Raw genomic sequence first — 11,527 nt, 5'->3', positions numbered from 1 at the left:
TGGTGGGTCTGACAAGACTTGAACTTGTGACCCCACGCTTATCAAGCGTGTGCTCTAACCAACTGAGCTACAGACCCTCAGATACATCGTCATGAAGAACAACTTGTTGTGGATTCTTACCAATCGTCAATCTTTCGTTAAGGAGGTGATCCAGCCGCAGGTTCCCCTACGGCTACCTTGTTACGACTTCACCCCAGTCATCGGCCACACCGTGGTAACCGCCCTCCTTGCGGTTAGGCTACCTACTTCTGGTGCAACAAACTCCCATGGTGTGACGGGCGGTGTGTACAAGGCCCGGGAACGTATTCACCGCGGCATTCTGATCCGCGATTACTAGCGATTCCGACTTCACGCAGTCGAGTTGCAGACTGCGATCCGGACTACGATCGGCTTTTTGAGATTAGCATCTGCTCGCGCAGTAGCAACCCTTTGTACCGACCATTGTAGCACGTGTGTAGCCCTGGCCGTAAGGGCCATGATGACTTGACGTCGTCCCCGCCTTCCTCCAGTTTGTCACTGGCAGTATCCTTAAAGTTCCCACCCGAAGTGCTGGCAAATAAGGAAAAGGGTTGCGCTCGTTGCGGGACTTAACCCAACATCTCACGACACGAGCTGACGACAGCCATGCAGCACCTGTATCAGAGTTCCCGAAGGCACCAATCCATCTCTGGAAAGTTCTCTGTATGTCAAGGCCAGGTAAGGTTCTTCGCGTTGCATCGAATTAAACCACATGCTCCACCGCTTGTGCGGGCCCCCGTCAATTCATTTGAGTTTTAGTCTTGCGACCGTACTCCCCAGGCGGTCTACTTATCGCGTTAGCTGCGCCACTAAAGCCTCAAGGGCCCCAACGGCTAGTAGACATCGTTTACGGCATGGACTACCAGGGTATCTAATCCTGTTTGCTCCCCATGCTTTCGCACCTCAGTGTCAGTATTAGGCCAGATGGCTGCCTTCGCCATCGGTATTCCTCCAGATCTCTACGCATTTCACCGCTACACCTGGAATTCTACCATCCTCTCCCATACTCTAGCTAACCAGTATCGAATGCAATTCCCAAGTTAAGCTCGGGGATTTCACATTTGACTTAATTAGCCACCTACGCGCGCTTTACGCCCAGTAAATCCGATTAACGCTTGCACCCTCTGTATTACCGCGGCTGCTGGCACAGAGTTAGCCGGTGCTTATTCTGCGAGTAACGTCCACTTATCCCAGGTATTAACCAGGTAAGCCTCCTCCTCGCTTAAAGTGCTTTACAACCAAAAGGCCTTCTTCACACACGCGGCATGGCTGGATCAGGGTTCCCCCCATTGTCCAATATTCCCCACTGCTGCCTCCCGTAGGAGTCTGGGCCGTGTCTCAGTCCCAGTGTGGCGGATCATCCTCTCAGACCCGCTACAGATCGTCGCCTTGGTAGGCCTTTACCCCACCAACTAGCTAATCCGACTTAGGCTCATCTATTAGCGCAAGGTCCGAAGATCCCCTGCTTTCTCCCGTAGGACGTATGCGGTATTAGCGTCCCTTTCGGAACGTTGTCCCCCACTAAATAGGCAGATTCCTAAGCATTACTCACCCGTCCGCCGCTAGGAATCAGGTGCAAGCACCCTATCCCCGCTCGACTTGCATGTGTTAAGCCTGCCGCCAGCGTTCAATCTGAGCCATGATCAAACTCTTCAGTTAAAATCATTTCGAACTTTATAAGTAAAGTTCTTAAACTTGGCTCATCAATTTCCTGACTTAAATTTCGCTCAAATAAACTTCGAGTAATTCAAACCAATCAATCAATGAAAATAATTTCGATCAATCAACCAGTAAAAATCCACACAAGTTGTTCTTCATAATCTCTTAATGATCTTCTTGCTACTTCGTCAGTAGCAAGCTAGGTCGGCTATATTACTCTCTATCTCTAGAAAGTCAACCAGTAATGAAAATTATTTTTAAACTTCCTTTCTAAAACCCAACTTAACCAATCTTAACTAAGTTACTGTTTTATCAGAAGTTTTAATCTTCATCACCGCCGATGGATGTGCATTATAGACCAATCCCAAACAAGCGCAACCCCTATTTTTAAGAAAATACTTCAGTTGATTATTATTTCTACAAAAATGCCGATTTTCCCTATTTTTTGAGCATTAAAGGTACAGGATTGGCCAATGTACTTAATAATTTCTCTTTTTTATCGTGTTCCTGAAAGCGCAAGGAGCGACAATCTATATATTCACAATAGCCCCCTTCTCCATACTCAGTCTTGCCATTAATTCTGACTTCGTAATTAAAGCTTCCAACATAACCCGCAGCCAGACCAAATTTGAAATCTCCCCGACTTTGTCCCTGCAACCAGATCTGTGTTCCTTTGCCATCTTCATAGCACCATTCAAACTCACGCGGCAGATACATCTTTTGCCCATTTGGGGTAGTCACACTCGGATAAACCCGATGCACCTTGAAATAGACTTTTTGATCGAACATTTGACTGGTCATATTTTTCAGGTCACGCAGATAAATTCGTGACTGCACAATGCTGTTCAGACTATCCCGAATTTGTGCCAGCAATAATTGTCGTCCTTCACTCAGGTTAATAATCTGATAAGTCAGAAAGGCTAAAGGCAAATAGGGAAAATTAAAGCTTCGTGCAAATTCAAAACTACCTAAGCTCTCAATAAGATATTTCTGATCTTTATAATGTAAGGTACCCTGACAATAACAGAGCAAAGACCAATGATCAGCCAGTGCAAAGCGCATTTGGGTGAAGTGTGAAATCAGATTGGTCGTATGGATGCTGAGATCAAAGCTCAGTTCAGAATCAAAACGCTGTAAACGAAAATGCGGAAAGTCGCCTGTCAGTTTTTCACGATCCAGAAACTGAAACAGGCCATACTGAAACTTGCAATCCTTTTTGATTGAATAGCAATTTAATTGCCCAGCCATATGCGGACTGGTACTACAGATTACTGTGACTGTATCCAGTGCATTGGTTTGAATAGCACTCGGGTTTGCCAACATCGGTGCATTAGGCTGACCGATGATACTCAAAAAGTTAAGATAATGAAGGGGTGCAGGCAGATCAGGAAGCGTCAGGCCCTGATGAATAATTTTATATTTCTGGTTTGGTCCATGATAGGCAAGATTATGCTGGGAAACAGCAGGAGTCTGATTCAGCTGTTTCGAACGATCTAGAAAATCTTGAAGAAACTGCATCTCAAACTCCTTATTTTTATATTGTTATAAGGTACTCTGTCTTTTTGCCATAAATGTTGTAAGGAAACCAGACAAGGCATAGATGACAGAGATCACGAGAATCCCTACCGGAATATTATAAGTCATCGCTGCAAAGATAAACACTGCGATTGGCAACACGAAAAACGGTACTCGTCTACGCTCTACAGTTTTAAATGAATAGTATTTGATATTAGAAATCATCAACAAGCCAACGATTACAATAATCGCAGCATTAATGATTTGTACAGTAAAGTCACGAATATCAAACACAGCCGGGAAATCCAATCCCACCCAAACCAGTGAAATAATAATGACGGCTGCTAATGGACTCGCAACGCCAATAAAATAACGTTTGTCCACTACGCCAATCTGAACATTAAAGCGTGCCAGACGGAAAGCCGCACAAGCGGTATAGACAAAACAAGCCGCCAGCCCGATACGACCTAAATCACTTAATCCCCAGCTATACATGAGAATGGCTGGCGCTACACCGAAGGCCAGCATATCGGATAGTGAGTCAAACTGTTCACCGAATGGACTTTGTGCCCCAATCGCTCTTGCCACACGACCATCGAGACCATCAAACAAGGCCGCCAGGAAAATCGCATAAATGGCTTGCTGAAACTCGCCATTCATACTGGCAATAATCGAGTAAAAGCCTGATAACAACGCAGCGGTTGTAATCAGGTTAGGCCACAGATAGATACCTCGACGCTTAACTCTTTGCCCTTCCTGGGTATGCTCAACCTCTTCCACCTCGAAGGTGATGCCATCAAATGGCAAATCTTTAGAAGATTCGTGTTCCGGCTTATTTGTACTTGTCATTCTTGTCGATCCTAACTATGACCCGATCTTTAAAATATTATTCGCCTACTAACCAACGAACTGCAGCATGACCGCCATTTTCCTGCATACGCAAATGCGGGAATAACCATTGCAACGCTTCGTCTGCATCTTCAGAGAACTTCCAAGGTGGGTTAATCACCAGTAAACCACAACCATTTAAACCCACCGGCGTATCATCTGGCCATACACAGATTTCACATACCAACTGACGGCGAATCCCGGTCTTGAACATTTTCTTCTCGAAACGCTCAATCATGGCACGGTCTTTAATTGGGTACCAAACTGCAAATACGCCTGTCGGCCATTTTTTATAAGCAGCAACCAGTAATTCAACCAATTGAGGGAAGTCTTTACGCTCCAGCTCATAAGGCGGATCGATCATGACCAGACCACGTTTTTCTTTCGGTGGAATGACTGCGAGCAAGCCTTCATACGCATCACGCTCATGCAGACCGGCACGTTTATCGAAAATGTTATGACGTAGCTGCTGAAACACATCACGCTGCATTTCAAAAATAGTGGCCTTGTCAATTTCACGCATGCCTTCCAGCGCAAACCAGGGTGAACCCGGATATGCACCTTTACCAAAGTTTTCACGCATTTTCTCAACAATTTTTAAATATTGTTGTACACCTTCTGGTGCATTACGCTTGACCGAATCATCCAGTTTGATCAGGCGATGAATACCGTTCAGGAATTCCCCTGATTTTTGCGCTTCAGAGGTGGATAAATCATATTTACCTGCACCACCATGTGTATCCACATAGCGATATGGTTTATCTTTTGCATTGAGTCGAGTCAATAATTGAAGCAACAATACATGCTTCATGACATCGGCAAAGTTGCCAGCATGGTAATGGTGACGGTAATTCATGTTTCATTAATTCCTAATATCAACCGCTATTTTAACATGAAAAATAGTTTCGTTCAGACCCGATTCTTACATAGAATAGCGCGACCCCAATTTACCCTTCTAGGTGAGTTTCTATGGAAGCAGTTCAACTCCCGGCAACCTGGCCAGTTGATCAGATTCTTGATGATCTAGATCAGTATGGTTTTAGCATGATCGACAATGCTTATGCCCCATCCTATGTTGAACAGCTGATTGCTGAATGTACCAGCAATCTGGAACGCTTTCGTGATGCAGCCATTCAGAATGGCGTAGTTAGCAATATCCGCAGTGATCACATTCTCTGGCTCAATGAAGATCTGGAAATTTCTAACCAGCATGTGCAAACCTTACAGGCCTTAGGTCATGAGCTGAACCGCGCTTTCTTCCTCGGCATTAAAGATGTGGAAGCCCATTTTGCCTGCTATAACGCAGGTGAGTTCTATGCCCTGCATCGCGATAATCCTCAAGGCAAGAATGGCCGGATGATTTCTGCGGTTTATTATTTACATGATGATTGGCAAGATAACTGGGGCGGCGAACTACATTTGCAGGATAAAAATGATCAATGGCATATTATCCAGCCTAAGCCAAACCGTATTGCTTTCTTCCAAAGTGATTTAATGCATGAAGTTTTAAAAGCCAAACACCAGCGTTTATCAATCACTGCCTGGCTAAGAAGTGATACCCATTTGCTCTAATCTTTTTTCCACGCTTTAAATTTCAATTTTCAGCCTCATATAGCAATCATTGAGATATGAGGACTGCGTTCATGCGACCAACCCCCAAAGAGATCATTGCACGCATTGGTGAAACAGATCAGCTATTTTTAAATGGCAATACGCCTGAGTTGGCGCTTGAACGAGCTGATCTTCGTCTGCAACTGGTGACTATCAGTCAGTTACGTCAAGAGCAGGTGCATTTCCTGCAAGAAGCGATCGTTCTGCTGGAGCAAGGCCGGATTGAATTTGAAGAAATGCCACTTGATTTGTATATCAATCTGTCTTTGCATCTGGCCAAAGCCTATATGATCTACTTTGAGCTGACCAAAGAAGATCGTTATGCGCTCATTACCCAGCAGATTCTAAAACCGATGACCAATTATGAGCATGCGGATATTTATTTCTTCCTGGCTTATGCATCTGCGAGTAAGAAAGAGCCTGCCATGACTCGTCATTGGCTAAATAAATACAGTAAAACAGCTCATTTTGACCATGAACTGGTAGGCCAGCATCCGGCATTTGATGAATATCGTCAACTGGAATGGTTTATTCAGATTTTGCGTAGCCGTATGCATTAGAACAACGAAATCTATTTTTATAAAAAATGCCTCACATTGATGAGGCATTTTTTATGAATTAATTTAATCAAGCCAGACGGCGTCGATCTGCATCCAGATGCAATTGCTGATTCAGTTCATCAATCCAGATTGCCCAGTCATCATCTTGTACCAGATGACTAATTAGCAACGAACGCTGCGCCTTATTCCAGAAAGGTGCTTCATGCAATGACATATGGGCAGGTAGCTGATGAGTACGCACATAAAGCTCGATGGCCGCCGGGCTGTTAGCTAGGCCGAGTTGAGAAAATAACATTTCTAAGGATGGTTGGTTCTTCCCGAGCATATGCCCTCCTTATATCAGATATATTGTAGTTATTTATAGGACTAACTTATAAGATAAGATAAAAAAAACCTAGTCAAAGGACTAGGTTTTGTTGTGTCTTTTTGTATAAAGAAACTTTAATTGCTTTCAGGGCCTTCTTTATCACTTTCAACATGTAAAAGCTGGTTTAGTTTATCAATGATTACGATCCATTCATCATCCTGATGCCAGTGTTCGCGAAGAAAAGCGCTTTGCCCCTCATTCCAGAAATCTGCATCCGGCAAAATCACGTCTGATGGTAGCTGATGATTTTTGGTAAATTCATCAATTGATGCTTCATCAGCAGGCAAGCCTAATTGCTCAAATAATAATTCTAACGTCACTTGCTGTTCTAATACCATTCGCTCACTCCATCATAAAAATAATCAGTTCATTGATTTGAAAATATTATTGATGCTTAGAAGAAGGCAGATCACAAGAACCACTCCCTTCTGCCTCAATATGCAATTGCTCATTGAGTACATCTACGAAAATTGCCCAGTCATCATCTTCTTTCCAGTGGCCAATCAGAAAATCATGTTGGTTTTTGGTCCAGAAAGGAGCTTTATGTAAGGGGACATCCATCCCAATCTGATGGGTTTTAATAAATTCATCGATTGCTTCCGGGCTTGAATCCAAGCCGAGTTGCTCAAAAAAAAGTTCCATGGTAGGTCGCTGCTCTAACATCTCAGTACCTCCTCTTTTGTTGATGATTCTTCTTATTAAACTAGATGAGCTACTCGCAAAGTTCAGTTGTCCCTCCTTCACAAGATGTTATTTTTTGTTCTTTAAATTTTGTAGAAATAGCAATAAAAAAGCACCCCAAATGGAGTGCTTTTTTAACTTAATCTTAAAAGATTAAATTATTTGATCATGTCAGCAACTGCAGCGCGCTCTTCTTCAAGCTCGTTCAGTGTAACGTTGATACGTTCACGGCTGAATTCGTCGATTTCAAGACCTTGAACGATTTTGTATTCACCGTTTTCAGTAGTTACAGGGAAACCGAACATTACGCCTTCAGGGATACCATAAGAACCGTCAGAAGGAATACCCATAGTTACCCATTTGCCGTTTGTGCCAAGAGCCCAATCGCGCATATGGTCGATTGCAGCGTTCGCAGCAGAAGCAGCAGAAGACAGACCACGTGCTTCGATGATCGCAGCACCACGTTTACCAACAGTTGGAAGGAATACGTCTTTGTTCCAAGCTGCATCGTTGATTTTGTCTTTCAAGCTTTCGCCGTTTACGTTAGCAAAACGGTAGTCAGCATACATAGTTGGAGAGTGGTTACCCCAAACAGTCATGTTTTCGATGTCAGAAACTGCAACACCCGCTTTTTGAGCAAGTTGAGTTAACGCACGGTTGTGGTCAAGACGTAACATTGCTGTGAAGTTTTTCGCTGGAAGATCTGGAGCAGATTTCATAGCGATGTAAGCGTTAGTGTTCGCAGGGTTACCTACAACAAGAACTTTAACGTCACGGCTAGCAACTTCGTTCAGTGCTTGGCCTTGACCAATGAAGATTTCGCCGTTTACTTTAAGAAGGTCAGCACGTTCCATACCAGGACCACGTGGACGTGAACCAACTAATAGAGCATAGTCTGCATCTTTGAAAGCTACTTTAGGATCATCAGTACCGATCATGCCCGCCAATAATGGGAAAGCACAGTCGTCTAGTTCCATCATTACGCCTTTAAGCGCTTGCTGAGCTTTCTCAACAGGAATTTCTAATAATTGAAGAATAACTGGTTGGTCTTTACCAAGCATTTCACCGCTTGCGATACGGAATAATAGGCTGTAACCAATTTGACCAGCAGCGCCAGTAACGGCAACGCGAACAGGTTGCTTCATGTAATTATCTCCAATTGAGAGGATCGTCATAATGATTAAATAGCTGTCCTATCTAATCTTAATAATCATAAACGGCAAAGATTGTACTCCAATCCTCTTCGAGATGCATGTAAAAGAGAATGGATTTCAACAAAAGTATGATAGGAAATATAAATTAATTTGACTAAAAGGCTTAGTATGTCCCTTTTATTGTAACAGTTTTTGGACATGTATTAATAATGTTTGCAGGACAGCCTTTATAGCCCCCATTGGCGTTATAACAGATCTGAATCGAGGTCAGCAGGCTGGATGCGCGGGTCTGATGACAGTTAAAGCGCAATGCTGTTGGAGGTAGTTGCGGATTGATTTTCAGAAATTTGGAACGCAGCATATCAATGGAAACGGTATGACTTTCCTGCTCGGTGAGTTCTTCAGGAACTTTCAGACGATCAGCATGATTGATCACCGTACGAAAATACTGTGTAGCATTCATCGGAATACAGCCGCCAATATTATGCCAGAGCAATGCGCGGGTATTTTCATCCGGCATGATACGCGCCACCACTTTAGCCTGCAAAGGCGGTAACTTTGCAGAACTGGTAGTAGTGCAATGTGTCGATGTGGTTTGAGGATAGAGACCAGAAATATTTAGGGAATAACCTTCAAGACATTTTCTTTTTTTACTGTAGGCCGGATCCAGACTGCAAAGTGCCGGTACCATCTGGATGTCCATGACATAACCCGTTGGCAATGCAAAGGCAGCTGGACTTGCTGCTAAAAATAAAAGTGCAGCCCATCCAGCAGAAATTTGAGCACCCCTTATTCCCTTGATCAACAAACTATCCTTCCCTTAGATTTTTTGAATGCTATGGTGTATTACGTAATGGAATGGCTTGCATACGCTTACCGACCGATTGTGCGCCCTGGCCTAATAAAATACCGTAATATGTCGCGTTCGTCATGACATGTTTCACATAATCTCGCGTTTCCAGTAAAGGAATGGTTTCGGTATATTGATCCGCAGCAATACTTTGGAATTCGGGTTGCCAACGGCGGGCACGGTTCGGGCCGGCATTATAACCTGCTGTTGCCAGTACTGGACTATTGCTCAATTGACGCTGAATTGTTGATAAATAGTAAGTTCCGTAACGGATATTGGTGTTCATATCAGTTAAGGCTGCCGGGTTATAAGTCTCACCCATTTGACGAGCGACCAGTTTGGCGGTGTCCGGCATGATCTGCATCAAACCACCAGCGCCTACATGAGAGCGTGCGCCGGTATTAAACCGGCTTTCCTGACGCATCAAACCATAAGCCCAGGCAGCATCAATGCCGGCATTACGGCTATGGCTCACCACATAATTCTGATGTGGCATCGGATAACGATAATTGTAATTATGCTTGTCCGCAGTACGATCCGCTGCATAAATGGCACGGTCATACCACCCCATATCCATCGCGCGTTTGGCTGCTGCCAACAGTAAATCGTCATCTTTTCTTAAATAAGCCTGACGCACTGCCCAGTTCCATTCACGGTTAATATAATTCTCTGGTGCATTAATATTACGTAAGGCAAAGGCACGGCGGAAATGGATATCCTGGTTCAAGCGTTGCATAGCCTGACTGGATGGCTGTGCTGAATTCGGTGTAGAAGCCGTTAATTGGCCTAATCTATCTCGCGCTAGCAGGTTATGATAATCCTCACCGACCGCCAGTTTTTTATAGATACTTTCTGCTGCCCGTTTTGAAGCGCGATCTGTGCGCTGTTCACTGGCACGTGCCAGCCAGTATTGCCAGCGGTCTTCCTGTTTCTGGTTCACACTCATTGCATCAATGGCACGAATCAGACTTTCCCAGGCACTAAAACGAATCGCCTGACGGGCATAAATTTCGGCTTCTTCTGGACTAAATGGCAAACCATAGCTGGCATCCAGATAGTTCAGCACTTCACGGTTAAAATTATTTTTCATTACCGTAGTGCCGCCAATATAACCAACAGTTCTGAATAGTGTTTTTTGTACTTGTACCGGCGTGCCTTCAGCAGTACGTTTTACAATGGACATTGCTGAATCGAGATCACTGTCTGCCAGACGCCCCAACGCATAAATCAGATAGGCATGATCAGCAGCAGTACTTTTAGGAGCCGACCATAAGTAATTGGTTGGATTGGCCTGAATCGTATTGAGCTGAGCCAGAGACAGGTTAAGCCCTAAACCTTGTGCAGTGGCAATCGCCTGTCCAGACTGACCAGCACGTAATTGCACCCACAAACGCTGCTGGCGGTCTTCATTGGTCATAAGCGGACTGGATAACATCATGCGTCCTAAGCCCGTACAAGACTCAGGTTGAGAGTTTGTGGTCAGCCAAACATCCTTAAACTCAGCATAAACCAGCTGATCGCCACTTTTGGCACGGACTTGTGCAACTGCACAGGATTCAGCCGGATCGGCATTGGTGACATATTGCAGAACTGGTTGTGCAGTAGAAAAGTCAGCCATTTTGACTTTTTCTTCGACATAATCGGCTGCAAGTTTTTCTGCCATAGCCGATTGAGGATAGCGTTGGGCGAAACTGATAATTTGACTGGCAGGTTGGGAGCCAAGGTTCTGGTTCAGAATCCAGTATTCAGGATAATAGCCCAAGGCATCATTTTGCATGACAGACTGATATTGTTGTAATTGTCCGACATTTCCAGTATTTGCCGCTCTTAAAGCATCATTAAATTGTTCTTCTGCTGCCTGCGCACTCATTGAACACAGACACGCCACACTCAAGTTTAGTAATTTATAATATTTCTTCATATTTTTAGTGTGTTTAAACATCAATTTGCCTTCTATCATCGATTTTTCGCCCAGCCCCTATTGCCTATCATAAGAGTTAGCCGAAAAATTATAACCCACTGTATTGTTCACTTATGTAACCTTATGATTAGACAATATTAATTTTCAGACACTTTTTGTCCATAAATCAATATTTTCCCAGCCGCATTTTAGGCTATAAGTTTAAGCGACTTTCCTGCTAAAATATGCGCCTTTTAAAGATTTCAGAACGTGAATTAAATTTTTATTTACCCGTTTGTCTATGCAAGCGGATTATCCGTTCAC

11 protein-coding genes, 1 tRNA gene and 1 rRNA gene are annotated in these 11,527 nt (G+C 43.9%); 2 read left to right on the top strand and 11 right to left on the bottom strand.

The annotated features are described in order from the left end of the window. The 5 genes from F897_RS05315 to F897_RS05295 form a co-directional block, all read right to left on the bottom strand. Nucleotides 1-77 (bottom strand) — tRNA-Ile (locus F897_RS05315). 61 nt (nucleotides 78-138) lie between these two features. Next, nucleotides 139-1,677 (bottom strand): 16S ribosomal RNA (locus F897_RS05310). 438 nt (nucleotides 1,678-2,115) lie between these two features. Further along, nucleotides 2,116-3,195, bottom strand: coding sequence for a DUF6670 family protein (locus F897_RS05305; protein ID WP_005233821.1), 1,080 nt, complete (start codon nucleotides 3,193-3,195; stop codon nucleotides 2,116-2,118). Between the two features lie 24 nt (nucleotides 3,196-3,219). Further along, nucleotides 3,220-4,041 carry a CDP-diacylglycerol--serine O-phosphatidyltransferase gene (pssA, locus tag F897_RS05300; protein WP_005233819.1) on the bottom strand — a complete coding sequence of 274 codons (822 nt, stop codon included), beginning with the start codon at nucleotides 4,039-4,041 and terminating at the stop codon, nucleotides 3,220-3,222. A 37-nt stretch (nucleotides 4,042-4,078) separates the two neighbouring features. Further along, the gene (locus F897_RS05295) at nucleotides 4,079-4,936 is read right to left on the bottom strand and encodes a 23S rRNA (adenine(2030)-N(6))-methyltransferase RlmJ (protein ID WP_004786802.1); all 858 of its coding nucleotides are present in this window, start codon (nucleotides 4,934-4,936) and stop codon (nucleotides 4,079-4,081) included. A gap of 113 nt (nucleotides 4,937-5,049) precedes the next feature. Between F897_RS05295 and F897_RS05290 the strand changes: the two genes are divergently transcribed. After that, a complete protein-coding gene (locus F897_RS05290; RefSeq protein WP_005233818.1) occupies nucleotides 5,050-5,652 on the top strand; it encodes a 2OG-Fe(II) oxygenase in 603 nt (200 codons plus the stop codon). Between the two features lie 71 nt (nucleotides 5,653-5,723). After that, nucleotides 5,724-6,251, top strand: coding sequence for a hypothetical protein (locus F897_RS05285; RefSeq protein ID WP_005233815.1), 528 nt, complete (start codon nucleotides 5,724-5,726; stop codon nucleotides 6,249-6,251). Between the two features lie 67 nt (nucleotides 6,252-6,318). On the opposite strand, the gene F897_RS05280 is transcribed toward F897_RS05285, so the two are convergent. From F897_RS05280 to F897_RS05255, 6 genes are all read right to left on the bottom strand, one after another. Then, nucleotides 6,319-6,576: a DUF2789 family protein gene (locus tag F897_RS05280; protein WP_004786809.1), complete on the bottom strand. Its 258-nt coding sequence runs from the start codon at nucleotides 6,574-6,576 to the stop codon at nucleotides 6,319-6,321. 116 nt (nucleotides 6,577-6,692) lie between these two features. After that, nucleotides 6,693-6,956, bottom strand: coding sequence for a DUF2789 family protein (locus F897_RS05275; RefSeq protein WP_005233812.1), 264 nt, complete (start codon nucleotides 6,954-6,956; stop codon nucleotides 6,693-6,695). 46 nt (nucleotides 6,957-7,002) lie between these two features. Then, nucleotides 7,003-7,281 carry a DUF2789 family protein gene (locus tag F897_RS05270; RefSeq protein WP_005233810.1) on the bottom strand — a complete coding sequence of 93 codons (279 nt, stop codon included), beginning with the start codon at nucleotides 7,279-7,281 and terminating at the stop codon, nucleotides 7,003-7,005. A 176-nt stretch (nucleotides 7,282-7,457) separates the two neighbouring features. Then, nucleotides 7,458-8,444, bottom strand: coding sequence for a malate dehydrogenase (locus F897_RS05265; RefSeq protein ID WP_004786815.1), 987 nt, complete (start codon nucleotides 8,442-8,444; stop codon nucleotides 7,458-7,460). Between the two features lie 172 nt (nucleotides 8,445-8,616). Continuing rightward, nucleotides 8,617-9,255: a ribonuclease T2 family protein gene (locus F897_RS05260; protein ID WP_171065446.1), complete on the bottom strand. Its 639-nt coding sequence runs from the start codon at nucleotides 9,253-9,255 to the stop codon at nucleotides 8,617-8,619. A 34-nt stretch (nucleotides 9,256-9,289) separates the two neighbouring features. Next, entirely contained in the window at nucleotides 9,290-11,224 is a 1,935-nt protein-coding gene (locus F897_RS05255; RefSeq protein ID WP_420864474.1) for a lytic transglycosylase domain-containing protein, read from the bottom strand. Between the last annotated feature and the right edge of the window lie 303 nt (nucleotides 11,225-11,527).

It is taken from the genome of Acinetobacter variabilis (genome assembly GCF_000369625.1).
In the GTDB taxonomy this organism is placed as follows: Bacteria; Pseudomonadota; Gammaproteobacteria; order Pseudomonadales; family Moraxellaceae; genus Acinetobacter; species Acinetobacter variabilis.
The sequence above is the reverse complement of the archived record's forward strand: the minus strand, read 5'-3'. Positions and strand labels throughout refer to the sequence as shown.

What these genes read in the sequence shown, in the direction of transcription:
- F897_RS05270 (WP_005233810.1), bottom strand. Translation starts at nt 7,281, where the DNA reads ATGTTAGAGCAGCGACCTACCATGGAACTTTTTTTTGAGCAACTCGGC.
- F897_RS05275 (WP_005233812.1), bottom strand. Translation starts at nt 6,956, where the DNA reads ATGGTATTAGAACAGCAAGTGACGTTAGAATTATTATTTGAGCAATTA.
- F897_RS05280 (WP_004786809.1), bottom strand. Translation starts at nt 6,576, where the DNA reads ATGCTCGGGAAGAACCAACCATCCTTAGAAATGTTATTTTCTCAACTC.
- F897_RS05285 (WP_005233815.1), top strand. Translation starts at nt 5,724, where the DNA reads ATGCGACCAACCCCCAAAGAGATCATTGCACGCATTGGTGAAACAGAT.
- pssA (WP_005233819.1), bottom strand. Translation starts at nt 4,041, where the DNA reads ATGACAAGTACAAATAAGCCGGAACACGAATCTTCTAAAGATTTGCCA.
- F897_RS05290 (WP_005233818.1), top strand. Translation starts at nt 5,050, where the DNA reads ATGGAAGCAGTTCAACTCCCGGCAACCTGGCCAGTTGATCAGATTCTT.
- F897_RS05265 (WP_004786815.1), bottom strand. Translation starts at nt 8,444, where the DNA reads ATGAAGCAACCTGTTCGCGTTGCCGTTACTGGCGCTGCTGGTCAAATT.
- F897_RS05305 (WP_005233821.1), bottom strand. Translation starts at nt 3,195, where the DNA reads ATGCAGTTTCTTCAAGATTTTCTAGATCGTTCGAAACAGCTGAATCAG.
- F897_RS05295 (WP_004786802.1), bottom strand. Translation starts at nt 4,936, where the DNA reads ATGAATTACCGTCACCATTACCATGCTGGCAACTTTGCCGATGTCATG.
- F897_RS05255 (WP_420864474.1), bottom strand. Translation starts at nt 11,224, where the DNA reads ATGAAGAAATATTATAAATTACTAAACTTGAGTGTGGCGTGTCTGTGT.